Source organism: Streptomyces venezuelae, from assembly GCF_008642335.1.
In the GTDB taxonomy this organism is placed as follows: Bacteria; Actinomycetota; Actinomycetes; order Streptomycetales; family Streptomycetaceae; genus Streptomyces; species Streptomyces venezuelae_F.
This window is the reverse complement of record NZ_CP029191.1, coordinates 6,616,420-6,632,581: the sequence shown is the minus strand read 5'-3', so window position 1 is coordinate 6,632,581 and position 16,162 is coordinate 6,616,420. Positions and strand designations below refer to the sequence as shown.

Annotated in this window: 15 protein-coding genes; 6 read left to right on the top strand and 9 right to left on the bottom strand. The window is 69.7% G+C overall.

Features of this window, described 5'->3' with window-relative positions; all coding sequences use genetic code 11:
- Window position 1: 1 nt before the first annotated feature.
- A complete protein-coding gene (gene proP / locus DEJ49_RS29620; protein WP_150186936.1) occupies window positions 2-1,531 on the bottom strand; it encodes a glycine betaine/L-proline transporter ProP in 1,530 nt (509 codons plus the stop codon).
- A gap of 147 nt (window positions 1,532-1,678) precedes the next feature.
- Here proP and DEJ49_RS29615 point away from each other — a divergent pair, with 147 nt between their 5' ends.
- Complete coding sequence (locus DEJ49_RS29615; protein WP_150186935.1) at window positions 1,679-3,910, top strand: alpha-N-acetylglucosaminidase; 2,232 nt, start codon at window positions 1,679-1,681, stop codon at window positions 3,908-3,910.
- Between the two features lie 84 nt (window positions 3,911-3,994).
- Window positions 3,995-4,552: a DUF3291 domain-containing protein gene (locus tag DEJ49_RS29610; RefSeq protein ID WP_150186934.1), complete on the top strand. Its 558-nt coding sequence runs from the start codon at window positions 3,995-3,997 to the stop codon at window positions 4,550-4,552.
- 7 nt (window positions 4,553-4,559) lie between these two features.
- On the opposite strand, the gene DEJ49_RS29605 is transcribed toward DEJ49_RS29610, so the two are convergent.
- Window positions 4,560-5,207 carry a DUF4360 domain-containing protein gene (locus DEJ49_RS29605; protein ID WP_150186933.1) on the bottom strand — a complete coding sequence of 216 codons (648 nt, stop codon included), beginning with the start codon at window positions 5,205-5,207 and terminating at the stop codon, window positions 4,560-4,562.
- 252 nt (window positions 5,208-5,459) lie between these two features.
- Between DEJ49_RS29605 and DEJ49_RS29600 the strand changes: the two genes are divergently transcribed.
- The 3 genes from DEJ49_RS29600 (at window position 5,460) to DEJ49_RS29590 (ending at window position 7,866) form a co-directional block, all read left to right on the top strand.
- Entirely contained in the window at window positions 5,460-6,323 is an 864-nt protein-coding gene (locus tag DEJ49_RS29600; protein ID WP_223833040.1) for a chitosanase, read from the top strand.
- 132 nt (window positions 6,324-6,455) lie between these two features.
- Window positions 6,456-7,406 carry a hypothetical protein gene (locus DEJ49_RS29595; RefSeq protein WP_150186931.1) on the top strand — a complete coding sequence of 317 codons (951 nt, stop codon included), beginning with the start codon at window positions 6,456-6,458 and terminating at the stop codon, window positions 7,404-7,406.
- Between the two features lie 19 nt (window positions 7,407-7,425).
- Window positions 7,426-7,866, top strand: a complete 441-nt coding sequence (locus tag DEJ49_RS29590) for a nuclear transport factor 2 family protein (protein ID WP_150186930.1) — start codon at window positions 7,426-7,428, stop codon at window positions 7,864-7,866.
- Between the two features lie 37 nt (window positions 7,867-7,903).
- Here DEJ49_RS29590 and DEJ49_RS29585 read toward each other — a convergent pair whose 3' ends face one another.
- Window positions 7,904-8,335: an SgcJ/EcaC family oxidoreductase gene (locus DEJ49_RS29585; protein WP_150186929.1), complete on the bottom strand. Its 432-nt coding sequence runs from the start codon at window positions 8,333-8,335 to the stop codon at window positions 7,904-7,906.
- 222 nt (window positions 8,336-8,557) lie between these two features.
- On the opposite strand from DEJ49_RS29585, the gene DEJ49_RS36580 reads away from it, so the two are divergent.
- Window positions 8,558-9,469 carry a hypothetical protein gene (locus tag DEJ49_RS36580; RefSeq protein WP_223833039.1) on the top strand — a complete coding sequence of 304 codons (912 nt, stop codon included), beginning with the start codon at window positions 8,558-8,560 and terminating at the stop codon, window positions 9,467-9,469.
- Between the two features lie 90 nt (window positions 9,470-9,559).
- On the opposite strand, the gene DEJ49_RS29575 is transcribed toward DEJ49_RS36580, so the two are convergent.
- From DEJ49_RS29575 to uraD, 6 genes are all read right to left on the bottom strand, one after another.
- A complete protein-coding gene (locus tag DEJ49_RS29575) occupies window positions 9,560-10,927 on the bottom strand; it encodes a nucleobase:cation symporter-2 family protein (RefSeq protein WP_150188553.1) in 1,368 nt (455 codons plus the stop codon).
- A 357-nt stretch (window positions 10,928-11,284) separates the two neighbouring features.
- Window positions 11,285-12,685 carry an 8-oxoguanine deaminase gene (locus DEJ49_RS29570; protein ID WP_150186928.1) on the bottom strand — a complete coding sequence of 467 codons (1,401 nt, stop codon included), beginning with the start codon at window positions 12,683-12,685 and terminating at the stop codon, window positions 11,285-11,287.
- Between the two features lie 75 nt (window positions 12,686-12,760).
- The gene (locus DEJ49_RS29565) at window positions 12,761-14,179 is read right to left on the bottom strand and encodes a nucleobase:cation symporter-2 family protein (RefSeq protein ID WP_150186927.1); all 1,419 of its coding nucleotides are present in this window, start codon (window positions 14,177-14,179) and stop codon (window positions 12,761-12,763) included.
- 68 nt (window positions 14,180-14,247) lie between these two features.
- Complete coding sequence (gene pucL, locus DEJ49_RS29560) at window positions 14,248-15,180, bottom strand: factor-independent urate hydroxylase (protein WP_150186926.1); 933 nt, start codon at window positions 15,178-15,180, stop codon at window positions 14,248-14,250.
- 5 nt (window positions 15,181-15,185) lie between these two features.
- Window positions 15,186-15,593: a hydroxyisourate hydrolase gene (gene uraH, locus DEJ49_RS29555; RefSeq protein WP_150186925.1), complete on the bottom strand. Its 408-nt coding sequence runs from the start codon at window positions 15,591-15,593 to the stop codon at window positions 15,186-15,188.
- Window positions 15,590-16,102 carry a 2-oxo-4-hydroxy-4-carboxy-5-ureidoimidazoline decarboxylase gene (uraD, locus tag DEJ49_RS29550; RefSeq protein WP_150173745.1) on the bottom strand — a complete coding sequence of 171 codons (513 nt, stop codon included), beginning with the start codon at window positions 16,100-16,102 and terminating at the stop codon, window positions 15,590-15,592. Before uraD ends, uraH begins: the two co-directional genes overlap by 4 nt.
- Window positions 16,103-16,162: the final 60 nt, after the last annotated feature.

Here is a 16,162-nt window from a genome sequence, read left to right as displayed (position 1 = left end):
GTCAGGACACCCGCTGCGTCTCCACCAGCTCCCGCGCCTCCTCGTCCGTCGCCACCGACGGAGGCGAGCCCTCCAGCGGCTTGCGGGCGGTCTCCTTCATCGCGGCGACCGCGATGATGCCGACGAGTCCGGCGAGCATCGTGTAGAACGCGGGCATCAGGTCGTTGCCGGTCGCGCCGATCAGCGCGGCCACGACCAGCGGAGTCGTACCGCCGAAGAGCGAGACGGAGATGTTGAAGCCGATGGAGAGCGAGCCGTAGCGCACGTCCGTCGGGAAGAGGGCCGGCAGCGACGAGGACATGACGCCCAGGTAGCAGACCAGAGAGAGGCCGAGGATCAGCAGGCCCGCGAAGACCGCGACCGTTCCGCCCTGCTTGATGAGGAGGAACGCGGGGAACGCGAGGACGAAGAAGCCGATCGAGCCCGCCATGAGGACCGGCTTGCGGCCGATGCGGTCGGAGAGGCGGCCGACGGAGTTGATCAGCGCCATCAGGATCAGCATGACGATGACGATCGACATCAGACCGCCGGTCTCGCCGAAGCCCAGCTGCGTGAGGTACGTCGGCATGTACGACAGGAGCATGTAGTCGGTGATGTTGAACGCCGCGACCAGCGCGATGCACAGCAGCATCGCGCGCCACTGGCCGAAGAAGGACTCCTTGAACGACTTCTTGTCGCGCTCGGCGGCCGGTCCGCCCTCCTCCATCTTCTGGAACGCGGGCGACTCGTCGAGCTTCATCCGCAGGTAGAGGCCGATGAGGCCGAGCGGCGCCGCCACCAGGAACGGGATGCGCCAGCCCCACGACTGCATGGCGTCGTCGCTGAGCCCCGCGGTGAGCGCGGTGACGAGGACCGCGGCGACCGTGTAGCCGATCAGCGTGCCGAACTCCAGGAACGAACCCCAGAAGCCGCGGCGCTTGTCGGGCGCGTACTCCGCGATGAACGTCGCGGCACCCCCGTACTCGCCGCCCGTCGAGAAGCCCTGCACCATGCGGCAGAGGACGAGGAGGACCGGCGCCCAGACCCCGATCGACGCGTAGCTCGGGATCAGGCCGATCGCCAGCGTCGCCGTCGACATCATGATCATGGTGAGGGCGAGGATCTTCTTGCGGCCCACGCGGTCGCCGAGCGGGCCGAAGAACATGCCGCCGATGGGGCGCACGAGGAACGCCGCGGCGAAGGTCGCGAGGGAGGAGAGGGTCTGCGCGGTGTCGTTCCCGGACGGGAAGAACTCCTTGCCGATGATGACGGCGAGGTACGCGTAGACACCGAAGTCGTACCACTCCATCGCGTTGCCCAGCGCGGTCGCCTTCACCGCGCGCTTGACCTGGGCTTCCTCGGTGACGGTGATGTCCGTCTGGCGCAGGCGCGGGTTCTTGCGGCGGTGGATCGCCCGGAAGAGCGCCCGGTGCCGTGCCACGGCTTCGGGAGCCGGCGGTGCCGGTGTTTCAGGTGCTTCGGGCGCGCTCACTCGGTCAGTCACTCTCTCTCGGCACACGGGTCCGTCGGGGTGGACGTCGTCGATCAACATTGCCAACCCCGGTGAGGCAACGTGCCCGCTGTTGGTCCTTACGAACGTGGCCTGAAGTCCCTGATCCGAGGGACTTGAGACCCGTTTCGCCACAAACTCTCCGGGCAGGAGTTGCTCCGGCGGCATCACCCGACCGACGGAGCCCGTATGCCCCTGCCCCGCCGCACCTTCCTCACCGGCCTCGCCGGGACCGCCGGCGTCGCGGCCGTCTCCTGTTCCGGCACACCGGCCGACGGCGTCACCCCTCACTCCCCCGCGTCCGGCGCGGCCCGCGCCCCGAGCCGCACCGCCGCCGCCGAGGCCGCCCGGCGTCTGCTCCCCCGCCACTGGGGCCAGATCGAGTTCAGAACCGCGTCCGAGAAGGCGGGCGCCGAGGACTCCTTCCGGGTCACCGGCCGCCGCGGTCGCATCACCGTCACAGGGACCACCCCAAGCACCCAGCTCACGGGCCTGCGCCACTACTTGAAACACGTCACACACGCCAACATCACCTGGGCGGGCAGCCGCACCGATCACCTCCCGGACCGGCTCCCCGCGCCCGCCGCACCCCTCGCCGGGGCGGCCAACACCCCGCACCGCTTCGTCCTCAACGACACCAACGACGGGTACACGGGCGCGTATGCCGACTGGGAGTACTGGGAGCACGAGATCGACGTGCTCGCGCTCCACGGCTACAACGAAGTCCTCGTGTACGCGGGCGCGGACGCCGTCCATCACCGCGCCTTCCAGGAGTTCGGGTACACGGACGCCGAACTGCGGGCGTGGATACCGGGGCCCGCCCACCAGCCGTGGTGGCTCCTGCAGAACATGTCGTCGTTCCCGCACCCGGTCTCCCGGCAGCTGCTCGACGCCCGCGCCAGGCTGGGGCGCCGCATCTGCGACCGGCTGCGGGACCTCGGCATGACGCCGGTGCTTCCGGGCTGGTTCGGGACCGTGCCGCCGGACTTCGAGAAGAAGAACCCGGGCGCGCGGACCGTTCCGCAGGGCGACTGGGTGGGGTTCGCGCGGCCGGAGTGGCTGGATCCGCGCACCGGCCATTTCGCGCGCGTCGCCGCCGCGTTCTACCGCGCGCAGGACGAGCTGTACGGACCGACCACGATGTACAAGATGGACCTGCTCCACGAGGGCGGCAAGCCCGGCGACGTCCCCGTCGGCGACGCGGCGAAGGGCGTCGAGAAGGCGTTGCGGGCCGCCCACCCGGGCGCCACCTGGGTGATCCTCGGCTGGCAGCACAATCCGCCGAAGGCCATCACCGACGCCGTCGACAAGGAGCGGATGCTCGTCGTCGACGGTCTCTCCGACCGCTTCCCGCACATCACCGACCGCGAGTCCGACTGGGGCTCGACGCCCTACACCTTCGGCTCCATCTGGAACTTCGGCGGCCACACGACCCTGGGCGCCAACACTCCCGACTGGGCCGCCCTGTACGAGAAGTGGCGCACCAGGAAGGGCAGCACGCTGCGCGGCATCTCCCTGATGCCGGAGGCCGCCGACAACAACCCGGCCGCCTTCGAACTCTTCTCGGAACTGGCCTGGAGCGACGGCGACTTGGACCTGACGTCATGGTTCAAGGAGTGGTCCACTTCGCGATACGGTGCCGCCGACCCGCACGCCGAGGCCGCCTGGGACACCCTTCGCCGTACGGCCTACGGAACGACCCGCGCCGACGAGTGGGCCGAGGGCGCCGACGGGCTCTTCGGGGCCCGGCCCGACCTCTCCGCGAAGTCGGCGGCTGCCTGGTCGCCGAAGAAGCTGCGGTACGAGGCGGCGGACTTCGAGCCCGCGCTCGGCGAACTCCTGACGGTGCGCCCTGAGTTGCGGGACTCGTCCGCGTACCGCCGCGACCTGCTCGACGTCGCCCGGCAGGCCCTCTCCAACCGCAGCCGTGTCCTGCTGCCGCGCGTCAAGGAGGCGTACGACGCCGGGGACGCCGCCCGTTTCGACCGCCTCACCCGCGAGTGGCTCACCCTGATGGACCTGCTCGAACGGCTGGTGGCCACCGACTCCCGGCATCTGCTCGGGCGTTGGGTCGCGGACGCCCGCGCGTGGGGTGCCGACGCGGCGGAACGGGACCGGCTCGCGTACGACCAGCTGACCCTGCTCACCGTGTGGGGCACGCGCTCCGGCGCCGACGCCGGACTGCGCGACTACGCGAACCGCGAGTGGGCGGGGCTCGTGGGCGGGCTGTACCGGCTGCGCTGGGAGCGGTACTTCACAGCGCTGCGGGCCGCCCTCGCGGAGGGCCGTGCGCCGGAAGAGATCGACTGGTTCGCGGTGGAGGAGGCCTGGATCAAGGACCCGGGACGCCTGGCGACCCGGCCGAAGGGAAACACGTACAAAATCGCAGCAAAGGTACGGGCCCATCTCGAAGGCAACTGAGGGCATTTGCGGCGGTGAAACGCAACGTCGACTTTGCCCGCGCAGACGGCTACCTTCACCTGGTCCTCAACCAGGGAGAGATGCGTGCCCCAGCTTGCTCTGTACACCTTCGGCGTCCTGAAGACCCCGCTCGCCGACACGTCACCCCGGACGCGCGAGTTCTACGACATCGGCGGGACCGTCTACCAGCAGATCGCCCGGCACCCCGGTTACCTCGCGCACGCCGAGCCGGCGGGCGACGACCGGGGCAAGCTCTTCGGGGCGGACTGGGGCGCGTGGGGCGAGTTCGCCGTACCCGCCTGGTACGACAAGGGCCGCACGCCGGAGACCACCGCCCTGGCGGCGACCCTGTCGCTCTGGACCGGGCTGCGCCCCGCCTTCGACGCCCTCTACACCGGCCTGCACCGCACGGCGCTGAACCGGCGGTACGACTGGTTCGAGCGGACGGGCCACCCGAACCACGTGCTCTGGTGGGTCTCCGACGACGCGGCGCCCACCTGGCAGGACGGGGTGTCCGCGCTGGAGTACCTCCGCGACGGCGACCCCGCGCCGCACGCCTTCACCTTCCACCGGCCGTTCACCCCGGAGGGGGCACCGGCCGGCAAGGGCGTCCGGCGCGGGGACGCCGCCCTGACCCGGTGACAGGCCCTCAGGCGCGAGGGCACTCCTTCCACGCCATGTGGTAGATCGTGCTGATGTCGCCGTCCGTCGAGTCCATCGTCATGAAGCTCGACTTCGCGGGGTCGGACGTCCCCAGATCGACCCGCAGCTCCGTGTTGATGTTGAAGTTCCGTTTCACGCCGCACGGCGCCCACACGAGCTGCGCCCAGTCCGTCGTGTCGGTCGCCTGCCAGTTGTCGTTGTAGACGCCCTTGAACTCATGGCTGATCGCGGCCGTCTGGGGCGAGCCCTGGAAGTAGTACGACGCCTTCTCCGTGCCCTTGGCGCCGGGCTGGAGCGAGGCGTAGCCGCGGTAGTCCGCGCTCGCGATCGCGTACGTGAAGCCCGAGGGGACGTGCACGATCAGGTTGAGCTGGCAGTTGCGGCGGAACGCGGTGGGGTCCGCGCCCGCGCCCGCCTTGGCGAGGTAGTCGCTGTAGGTCACGGTGAAGGCCGTGTTGTCCTGGGAGACGGCGACGGCCGCGGTGCCCCTGGGGCAGCCGGAACCGTTCACCGTGGCGATCTCGATCACGATCTTGTCCGGGGGCGGATCGAGGATCGACATCGTGTCCTGCGCGGGGAGAGTCGAACCGAACAGCGCCGCGACGGCGCCGCCCAGCAGCAGTGCACCGGCCATGGTTCTCCGTTCCTTTACTGAGGAGGGGGGTTGGAGAAGTGCCTGTGTGCGTGGAACGCGGTGCGGGTGCCTGGAGCGGAATGCGTGAGCGAGGGGATCGTATGGACCAATGGGCCCGGCGCACAGAGCGATGTCCGGCCATTCGGAATCCTCGGCTCATCGTGTCTTGACGGGTATACGTCACCCCAGATCTCTGGTAGGAAACCTTCCTAACAGTACGCGGCACGTGAACTCCCCCATCTGGAGGCCCCCGTGGAAACCCCCCACCGCCCCATACGCCCGCGCACCACCGAAACCTCCCGTCGCACGCTGCTCGCCTTCATCGGCGCGGCGGCCGTCGCGGGTCCGCTCCTCGCCACGCAGTCGGCGGGCGCGGCCACGCCGTTCTCCTCCCTCATCACGGCGGGCGGCCTCGACGACCCGGCGAAGAAGGAGATCGCGATGCAGATCGTCTGCAGCGCGGAGAACTCCTCGCTCGAATGGAAGAAGCAGTACCGGTACTGCGAGGACATCGACGACGGCCGCGGCTACACCGCGGGCATCATCGGGTTCTGCTCCGGCACCGGCGACATGCTCGACCTCGTCGAGCTCTACACGCAGCGCAAGCCGGGCAACATCCTCGCCAAGTACCTGCCCGCGCTGCGCCGGGTCGACGGCACCGACTCGCACGACGGGCTCGACCCGAACTTCAAGCGCGACTGGGAGCGGGCCGCCGACACGGACGCGGAGTTCCGCAAGGCGCAGAACGACGAGCGCGACCGGGTCTACTTCAACCCCGCCGTCAAGCAGGGCAAGGCGGACGGCATCGGCACGCTCGGCCAGTTCTGTTACTACGACGCCATCGTCATGCACGGTGACGGCGGCGACTCCACCAGCTTCCGCAACATCCGCAAGCGCGCCCTGCGTTCGGCCAAGCCGCCGGCCCAGGGCGGCGACGAGGTGACGTACCTGAACGCCTTCCTCGACGCGCGCGTCTGGGCGATGAAGCAGGAGGAGGCCCACGAGGACACCAGCCGGGTCGACACGGCACAACGCGTCTTCCTGAAGAAGCGGAACCTGAATCTGGACCCGCCGCTGGACTGGAAGGTCTACGGCGACCCGTACCACATCGGCTAGGCCGGACGCGCGGGACGCCCAAGGCGTCCCGCGCACCTTCCTCACCTCTTGCCTCTTGCGCGTCGACCTGGGTACGGTCCCGGCCAACTCCCCGTCTACGCGCGTCTACCTGCACCGAGGTGAGAGATCCCCATGTTCCTCCGTACGACCACGACCGTGCTGACCGCTACCGCCGCCCTCCTGTCGGCCGGTGGCCTCACGGCGTCCGCGGCGCACGCCCCGGGCGGCGGCTGGCAGAAGGTCGGCGACGACATCAAGTCGGGCATCAGCGGGCTCGCCGTCACGAGTGGCGGCCGGCGGCAGGGAGGGACGGACGCCGTCGTCGTGCGCGACAACAAGAAGCCCGGCGAGAACCGCTTGGCGCGGCTGACGCACGCGCCCGGCGCCGACCGCTCGGCCCCCGCCTCCGTCGAACCGCTCACCTGGAAGGGAACCGCCGAACCCATCGACCTGGAGGCGATAGAGGCGGTGCCGGGCGCCCGCGACGAGTACATGGCGCTGTCCAGCCGCGGGCTCGTCTACCACCTGAAGGTGACCGGCCCCGACATCCAGGTCCTCGACACCTCCCCGCTCCCCGCGATCGCCGACGGCGACGACTACGAGAGCTTCGCGCTGACCTCGCGGCACGGAAAGCTCGCGGCGGTCTGGGCGGACCGGGGAGCCGGCGAGAAGCGTCCGGCGACGCTGCGCGCCGCGCCGTTCTCCTTCAACGAGTACGGCGAGGCCGACTTCGGCCCGGTCACCACGGCCCGGCTCCGCGCCCCCTGGCCGACCGGTGACGTCCGGCACGCCTCGGACATCTCCGTCACCCCGTCGGGCCGCCTCGTGATCAGCTCGGCGTCCGACGCGGGCGACGACGGCCCCTTCGCCTCGGCGGTCCTGAACGCGGGCGAGCTCACGGTGAGCCGGTCCGGCAAGGTGCGGCTGTCCGTCTCCAAGTCACCTGCGGTGGTGCGTAAGTTCAAGGGCGTCAAGATCGAGGCGGTCGAGTGCCTGCCGGGCTCCGGTGGCAAGGCCCTGCTCGGCACGGACGACGAGAACGCGGGCGGCTCGGTCAACTCCGCTTCGGTCTGCGGGCGGTAGGCGGTGTTACGGTCCCGGCATGTCCGAGATCGAGATACCCGCGGCCGAGCACTCCGCCGAGCACTCCAAGGCCGAAATCGACGCACTGACCGCCGAGTTCTTCGGGGCCTTCGACAATCGCGGCGGCAAGGCCGCGGACGTCGCCAGGATCCGTCGGCTCATGCTGCCCGGCGGCGTGATCGTCGTGACGGGCCCGCAGTACGCGGCCTACACCGTGGAGGAGTTCATCGAGCCCCGCGAGCGGCTGCTCGCCGACGGGCGCCTCGTCGAGTTCGCCGAGTGGGAGGTCTCGGAACGCACCGACGTCGTCGGCGACATCGCGTGCCGGTTCGGCGAGTACGCGAAGGCGGGCGTCATGGACGGCGAGCCGTTCGAGGGCGGCGGCACGAAGACGATGCAGTTCGTCCGCACGCCGGAGGGCTGGCGGATCGCCGCGTTCTCCTGGTACGACCACCCCTGACGGCGGCCACCCCTGACGACGGCCACCCGCCCCACTCTCAGCCGAGGATCGGGGTGGTCTGGGAGGACGTGATCCGCCAGGTCCCGTCCTCCTTCACCAGCACGTGCGTGAGGCGTCCCGCGGAGGCCGGCAGCGGGGTGACCGCCTCACCGTCGGCCCCCGGCCGCCGCCCGTCGGAGACCCGCTTGATGCTCGCCACGATCGCCACGTCGTCCCGGACGAAGCGGATGTCCTCCTCCTCGACCGTGGTGACGACGTCGGCGAGCGGCGAAGCCAGCGCCTGCCGCATCGCCTCCTCCAGCGTGTCCCGCCCGACGACGCGGCGCCCGCCGAAGTTCACGACGGTGGTGTCGGCGGTGAACAGGGGAAGGAAACGCTCGACGTCGTTCTGGAACTCGCTCGCGTCCGCGACGACTCGGCGGATCGCGGCGATGTCGGCAGCCTGAACAGTGGACGACTCGGTACGCATGACGGCTCCCCGTGGAGGTCTGGAGTGGGACGCCCCGTGCGGGCTTCCCTGATCCACATCCTCATACCTCAAGGGCACTTGAGGTCAAGTGATCAGGAGTGCGCCCCGGCGGCGGAAGACCCCGCGGACCACGAAGACTGCACGCGGTGCTGCCCTTCGGTCCCTGGTGCCGGTGGGGGTCGTACGGGAAGAGTGGGTCGCTCTGTACCTGGAGGAGTCCCGTTGCGCGACCACGACCACGCCGGAAAGCACGCCGCCGCGAAAGCGCGGGCCGCGGCCCGCAGAGCCGCCGCCCCCGCGGACGCCCCGCTCCCGGGGCTTCTCGGACTGCAGGGCGCGGCGGGCAACGCCGCAGTCGTCCAGATGCTCCGCCGGGGCGGGCAGGCCGCGGGGCAGGAGCAGCACCAGCACGGTGCGGGCTGCGGCCACCAGCAGACCGAAGAGGCCGTGGTGCAGCGCGCGGGCGGGCAGGACCCGAACGCCATGGACATCGACCGGCTGGACTTCTCCGACGCGGAGGAGCTGTCGGACGGGGGCACCGACTCGGAGGCCGGCGAGTACGACTACCCGTCGTTCATGGCCGAGCGCGGCAAGCACCCCCGCTCCACCACACCGACTCCCCAGGAAGCGGCGGGATTCGGTGAGAGCACCTACGGCATCGACCCGGCCAAGGTGAAGACGATGCGCGAGGACAGGAAGCAGGGCCGCGAGGTGCCGCCGCTGCGGTACCGCAAGGACAACGAACCCCTGTACCGCTGGGACGGCAGGACGCCGGACCAGATCCTCGGCAAGGGGTTCAAGCCCTGGAACGAGAAGCTGCCGGCGAGCCTGCGGCACTATCAGAAGCTGCTGCAGAGGACGGGGTTCGTCAGCACCACCCGTTCGCCGGGCGGGTACGTGCCCGACTGGGCGCGGCAGCCGGACGGCAGCGGCTGGCGTTACGTGATCCACGCGCCCGGTGGGATCGACCTGGTGGACACGCTGGGGACCACGTCCTTCGCCCAACAGCAGGAAGTCATCTTCTGGAAGGGCATCCAGGCGGGGTACGTCGTCCGCGCCGAGCTGTGCGACGCGGGCGGCAACGTCATCAAGGTCGTCAAGAGCGGCGGCGAGGACGCGATGGACATCGACTGAGGCTCCGCCACCACATGGGTGTTCCCTCGCGCGGGACCTGACCGCGCGAGGGAACGGTGTAGCTGTGCGGGGGGGGCTGTAACCGGGGCCTCAGTGCGCTACCGCCTCACTCTGGCCGTGGCCCTGGCCCGGCACGCGCGTCTGCGCGATCTCACCGCCCGGCTCCATCGGTGCCGTCACGTCGTCCTCGTCGCGGCCCTTGCCGATGTGGTTGAAGACCAGGTTCAGGAGCACGGCGGCCACACAGCCCGTCGAGATGCCCGAGTCGAGGATGATCTTCGCGGTCTCCGGGAACGCGTGGTAGAACTCCGGCGCCGCGATCGGGATGAGGCCGACGGCGAGCGAGACGGCGACGATCAGGACGTTGTTGTCCTTCTCCAGGTTCGCCTTGACCAGCGTCTGGATGCCGCTCGCCGCGACCGAGCCGAAGAGGACGACACCGGCACCGCCGAGCACGGGGCGCGGCACGACCGCGATGAGCGAGGCGGCCATCGGGCAGAGACCCATCAGGACGAGGAAGCCGCCGCCGACGGCGACCACGTACCGGCTGCGGATCTTCGTCATCGCGACCAGGCCGATGTTCTGCGCGAAGGCGCTGCACATGAAGCCGTTGAAGAGCGGGCTGACCGCGGAGCCGAGGGTGTCGGCGCGCAGACCGGCGGCGATGGTCTTCTCGTCGGCGGGACGGTCCACGATCTCGCCGAGGGCGAGCATGTCGGCCGTCGACTCGGTCATCGAGACGACCATGACGACGCAGAGCGAGACGATCGCGGCGGCCGCGAACTGCGGGGCGCCGAAGTGGAACGGCGTCGGGAAGCCCACGACGTCCGCGTCGCCGACCGGGCCGAAGTCCGTGACGCCGAACGGGATGGCGACGAGCGTGCCGAGGACGAGGCCGAGCAGGACGGCGATCTGCTTCACGAACCCGGTGGTGAAGCGGCGCAGCAGCAGGACGATGACGAGGGTGATGCCGGCGAGGCCCAGGTTCTTCATCGAGCCGTAGTCGTCGGCGCCGGGGACGGGTCCCTGTGCCCAGCCGAAGGCGACCGGCATCAGCGAGATGCCGATGAGGGTGATGACCGTGCCGGTCACGACCGGCGGGAAGAAGCGGATCATCTTCGAGAAGAACGGGGCGGCGATGAAGCCGAGGATGCCCGCCACGATCACCGCGCCGAAGATGATGGGCAGCGCGTCGTCCTTGTTGTCGGTCGACTCGACGACCGCGATCATCGGGGCGACACCGGCGAACGTGACGCCGTTGACGAAGGGCAGCCGCGCGCCGATCTTCCAGAAGCCGAGGGTCTGGAGGAAGGTGGCGAGGCCCGCGGTGAAGAGGCAGGCGCCGGTCAGGAAGGTGAGGTCCTTGGCCGAGAGGCCGATGGCGGCGCCGACGATCAGCGGCGGCGCGACGACTCCGGCGTACATGGCGGCGACGTGCTGGAGGCCGGTCGTCGCCATCTTGAGGGCGGGGAGTTTCTCGTCGACGGGGTGTATCGGTCCGTCGCCGCGTATGGACCCGTCGTCGGTCTCTGGGTCCGGGGTGGTGCCTTGCTTGGTGAACCTGGGCTGAGTGGCCACTGTGGCTCCTCCGGTTGTTTTCCGGTCCCGGCGGGGCCGCCGGCACTTTTCGCTTCTGGGAGGTGGTGCATGGTGCAAGGACTTGCTCGGTATGCAGTTGTGGGGAATGCGCCCAGGTAGTGCTGACCGCCCCGGGAACGCGAAGTGTTGGGCCGCGTTCCGGGGCGGCACTTGAGCAGCCCGCTCGGCTGCTCAAGTCCGGTCGAGGGCCGTCCCCCCCGACCGGAGTTCTCGGGTTCAGCTCTCGGCGGCGATCCGCGCGAGGCGCTGCGCCTGCTCGCGGGTGGAGCGGGCGATGGCGTCCTCGTCGGCGTGCAGCAGGGTGCCGTTCTCGACGACCGGCTTGCCGTTGACGAGGGAGAGCGTGACGGGGGCGGCGGCACCGAAGACGATGGCGGTCACCGGGTCGGCGATCGAGGCGTGCCCGATGCCGTCGATCTTCCACAGGACCAGGTCGGCGAGCTTGCCGGCCTCCAGGGAGCCGATCTGCGTGGCGCGGCCGAGGACCTGCGCGCCGCCGTACGTGCCGAGGCGCAGGGCCTGGCGGGCGTTGAGGGCGGCTTCCTTGTGGGCGCCGAGGCGGTTGATCAGCAGGGCGTTGCGCAGCTCGGTGTGGAGTTCGCCGGACTCGTTGGACGCGGTGCCGTCGACGCCGAGGCCGACGGGGACGCCCGCCTTGAGCATGTCGGGGACGCGGGCGATGCCGGCGGCGAGGCGGGCGTTGGACGACGGGCAGTGGGCGACACCGGTCTTCGTCCGGGCGAACGCCTCGATGTCGGAGTCGTTCATGTGGACGCAGTGCGCCATCCACACGTCCTCGCCGAGCCAGCCGGTGGACTCGAAGTAGTCCGTCGGACCCATGCCGAACAGCTCGTGGCAGAACTTCTCCTCCTCGACCGTCTCGCTGCCGTGGGTGTGCAGACGCACGCCCAGGCGGCGGGCCAACTCGGCGCCCTGCTTGAGGAGTTCGGTGGAGACGGAGAACGGCGAGCACGGCGCGACGGCGACCTGCGTCATCGCGTCGAAGGACGCGTCGTGGTGCTTCTTGACGGTCTCCTCGGTGGCGGCGAGCGCGCCCTCGAGGGTCTCGACGGCGAAGTCCGGCGGCAGGCCGCCGTCCTTCTCGCTGCGGTCCATGGAACCGCGGGCCAGGGTGAAGCGGACGCCCATCTCGGAGGCGGCACGGATGATGGACCCGGAGAGGTCGCCGGAGCCCCGCGGGAACACGTAGTGGTGGTCCATGGCGGTGGTGACGCCGCCGCGGGCCATCATGCCGAGGGAACCCTGCGCCGCCGCGTACGTCATCTGCTCGTCGATGCGCGCCCACGTCGGGTACAGCGCCACCAGCCAGTTGAACAGGTTGTGGTCCGTGGCCAGGCCGCGGGTGATCCACTGGTAGAAGTGGTGGTGCGTGTTGACCAGGCCGGGGGTGACGAGGTGGCCGGTGGCGTCGACACGGCGCACGACGTTCGCCAGGCCCTCGGGGGCCTTGCCGGCGCCGATCGACTCGATCTTGTTCCCGGCGACGACCACGTATCCCGAGGCGTACTCGGTGTCGTTGGCGTCGACCGTCGCGATCGCGGCGTTCTCGATGACGATGCGCTCGACGGCGCCTTCAGGGGTTGCCGATGCTGCCATGGTGCTTCCTTACTGTGTGTGGCAATGGGGGTCCCCCCTGCTCCTTAAGAGCTTGGGGGAGGGCACGGCATGACCCTAGGAAGATTTGAGTGCCGCGGCGGTGGAGCCACGGGTGCCGAGATGGTGAAAGAACAGGTTGAGCGTGACCGCGACGAGCGCGCCGGCGCTGATGCCGGAGCCGAGCACGGTCTGCGCCCAGGCGGGGAACTCCGCGTAGAAGGTGGGGGCGGCGAGCGGGATGATGCCCGCACCGAGCGCCACGGCCACCAGGATGATGTTGGAGCTGTCGTCGAGACCCGCCTCGGAGAGCGTACGGATGCCGCTGACCGCGATGGAGCCGAAGAGGACGATGCCCGCACCGCCGAGGACCGGCATCGGGACGACGTTCACGACGGCGCCGAGCACCGGGAAGGCGCCGAGCACGATGAGCGCGCCGCCCGCGACCGCGACGACGTAGCGGCTGCGTACGCGGGTCAGTGAGACCACGCCGACGTTCTGCGCGAAGGCCGAGGTGGGGAAGCCGCCGAAGACGGGGCCCACCAGGGTGGCGATGCCGTCGGTGCGCAGGCCGCGGGTGATGGTCTTCCCGTCGGTCTTGCGCTCGCAGATCTCGCCGAGGGCGAGCATGCCGGCCGCGGACTCGGTCATCAGGACCAGCATGACGATGCAGAGCGACAGGATCGCGGCGGGCTGGAAGACGGGGGCACCGGAGGCGAACGGCGTGGGCAGGGCGGCGAGCGGGGCCGTCTGCACCGACGTGAAGTCGGCCATGCCGAACGGGATCGCGGCGAGCGTGCCGATGAACATGCCTGCCAGCAGGGCGACTTGCTTGAGGAAGCCGCGTCCGAACCGCTGGAAGAGCAGGATCACGACGAGCGTGAAGGCGGCGAGCGCCAGGTACTTCATGTCGCCGAACGTCGGGTCGGTGTCGTCGCCGCCCTGCGCCCACTTCACGGGCACGGGCATCAGCGTGACGCCGATGAGGGTGATGACGACGCCGGTGACGAGCGGCGGGAAGAAGCGGAGCAGCTTGCCGAAGAAGGGTCCGACGGCGAGGCAGAAGACGCCCGCGACCATCACCGCGCCGTAGATCGCGGGGAGTTGGTCGCCCTTGGCGTTGGTCTCGGCGATCGCGAGGATGGGTGCGATACCGGCCGAGGAGGCGGCGTTCACGAACGGCAGGCGGTTGCCCACGAAGCCTTTGACGCCGAGGGTCTGCAGGATGGTGGCGAGACCGGCGATCAGGAGCCCGGCGGCGATGAGCCGGGTCTGGGCCACGGTGTCGAGACCGCAGGCCTGGCCGATGATGAGCGGAGGGGTGACCACGCCCGCGTACATGGCGGCGATGTGCTGGAGCGCGGCGGGGACGAGCCGCGAGGGGTGGAGCTTCTCGTCCACCGGATGACAGTCGGGAGTTGCCGCGCTGTCAGCTGTGTCCGGTGGGGTGGAACACGGGCCTTCGGCTGCTGCCGGCCCCTGTGCAGGCTGTGCCATTGCGGATGTTCCCTCCGGTGTGGCGCGCCCCCGCCCACTGCGGGCGGGACGGGGGCGCGCATCCCGCGTCAGAGGTTGGTCATGTCGACCGGGATCTTCGGCTCGACGCCGTCCCGCAGGATCGTGGCCTCGATGAGGCCGTACGGGCGGTCGGCGGCGTAGTAGACGGCTCCGTCCTTGGCTTCGTTGTCGAGGCCGAAGGGCGAGAGGTCCTGACGGAAGTGGTGCTTGTTGGGCGCGGAGAAGCGGATCTCGTCGATCTCGCTGCGGTTGTTGATGACCCGCGAGCCCATCTGGTACAGCGTCTGCTGCAGGGAGAGGGAGTAGGTCTCCACGAAGGCGTGCAGGATGTGCTTCTTCGCCTGCTCGTACGACCGCTCCCAACTCGGCATGCGCTGCTCGTCGTTGGTCCAGTTGTGCCGCCACCAGGTGGACAGGGAGGTGGCGAGGATGCGGTCGTAGTCTTCCTGGAGGGTCGTGTACTTGTCCTTGATGAAGCCCCAGAACTCGGAGTTCGTGGAGTTCATCACGGTCAGGTCCTTCAGACCCGAGAGGACCTCGAAGTTCTCGCCGTCGTAGGTGATCTGGGCGAGCCGCGTCTCCTGGCCCTTGCGGACGAAGGAGTGGTTGACCTCGTCGGCGCCGATGAACTTGGCGTTGCTGTCGGAGCCGCCGATGCGCTCCCAGGAGTACTCCTCGATCCGGATGCGCGCGCGGTGGATCGAGGGCTGGCTGTCCACGAAGTGCCGGGCGAGGTGGATGCCGTACTGCTCGGCGGACTCGATGCCGTACTCCTTGGCGAACGCGAAGCAGGTGTTCTTCGTCGTGTCCGTCGGCAGGCAGTTGGCGTTCGAGCCGTTGTAGTGGACGTCGTCCAGGTCGCCGGAGAGGGCGACGGAGACGTTCAGGTCCTTGATGTGATGGGTGTCGCCGTCCCGCGTGATCTTTACGACCCGGTTCTCAGCCTTGCCGTACTGGTTCTGTCCCAGAATGGTGGGCATGTCTGCTAGCTCCCTCGGTAAACGGAGTAGCCGAACGGGTTGAGCAGCAGCGGTACGTGGTAGTGCTCGCCCGGCGTGACGGCGAACGTGATCGCCACCTCCGGGAAGAACGCTCCGGTCGCACCGCTGTCCCGATTCGCGGGGGCGTCCTGCTGCGCCTCGGCTTGCTGGTTGTTCTTGCTCAGGAAGTACGCCTCGGTCTCGAAGTCGAGACGTACATGGCTGGTGCCTTCCGGCAGGGCCGGCAGGTCCTTGCAGCGCCCGTCCGCGTCGGTCGCGCTGCCGCCGAGCGCCTTCCACTCATCCCCCGCACCACTGCGGGCGGACAGGGAGATGGCGACGCCCTCGGCGGGGCGGCCGACGCTGGTGTCCAGGATGTGCGTGGACACCGAAGCGGTGGTTTCCGTGCTCATGCGGTCTGCTCCTCCAGGAGGCGGGTCAGGCGGATGCGGTTGATCTTGCCCAGTTCGGCGCGGACGATCTCCCGCTCCTGTTCGGGCGAGTTGCCGATCCGTTCCTTGACCGCGTCCCGCATCTGCTCACCGGTGCGTCCGGTGGCGCAGATCAGGAAGACGTGACCGAACTTCTCCTGGTAGGCCAGGTTCAGTTCGAGCATTTCGGTCTTGAGTTCCTCGGAGGCGCCCGCCATGCCCCGCTGTTCGCGGGACGAGGTCGGGTCCCCGGGCTTCGGGCGCCCGATCGGCGGGTGCCCCGCCATCGCCTCGGCCAGGTCGTCCGCGGTGAGCTCGGCCATGGCGGCGTCGCTGGCGGCGAAGAGGTCTTCGGCGGTGGCGTAGGGGCGCTGGGCAAGCAGCTTGCTTCCCCAGGCCGAAGAGGCGCAGGCCTCGTGGAGGGCGGCGGTGGCCGCGGCCTCTTCCAAGGCGTTGAACCGGGTGAGACCCGGTGTCGTACTCGAAGTCACGGGGAGCCTCCGTGGCCTTGTGCTGGACGGGCTGCGGAACAGCTAAGACCTTGAACAACG

Coding starts and splice junctions, on each gene's coding strand:
- proP (WP_150186936.1), bottom strand. CDS start 1,531: ATGTTGATCGACGACGTCCACCCCGACGGACCCGTGTGCCGAGAGAGA.
- DEJ49_RS29615 (WP_150186935.1), top strand. CDS start 1,679: ATGCCCCTGCCCCGCCGCACCTTCCTCACCGGCCTCGCCGGGACCGCC.
- DEJ49_RS29605 (WP_150186933.1), bottom strand. CDS start 5,207: ATGGCCGGTGCACTGCTGCTGGGCGGCGCCGTCGCGGCGCTGTTCGGT.
- DEJ49_RS29595 (WP_150186931.1), top strand. CDS start 6,456: ATGTTCCTCCGTACGACCACGACCGTGCTGACCGCTACCGCCGCCCTC.
- DEJ49_RS29590 (WP_150186930.1), top strand. CDS start 7,426: ATGTCCGAGATCGAGATACCCGCGGCCGAGCACTCCGCCGAGCACTCC.
- DEJ49_RS29585 (WP_150186929.1), bottom strand. CDS start 8,335: ATGCGTACCGAGTCGTCCACTGTTCAGGCTGCCGACATCGCCGCGATC.
- DEJ49_RS29575 (WP_150188553.1), bottom strand. CDS start 10,927: ATGGCGACGACCGGCCTCCAGCACGTCGCCGCCATGTACGCCGGAGTC.
- DEJ49_RS29570 (WP_150186928.1), bottom strand. CDS start 12,685: ATGGCAGCATCGGCAACCCCTGAAGGCGCCGTCGAGCGCATCGTCATC.
- DEJ49_RS29565 (WP_150186927.1), bottom strand. CDS start 14,179: ATGGCACAGCCTGCACAGGGGCCGGCAGCAGCCGAAGGCCCGTGTTCC.
- pucL (WP_150186926.1), bottom strand. CDS start 15,180: ATGCCCACCATTCTGGGACAGAACCAGTACGGCAAGGCTGAGAACCGG.
- uraH (WP_150186925.1), bottom strand. CDS start 15,593: ATGAGCACGGAAACCACCGCTTCGGTGTCCACGCACATCCTGGACACC.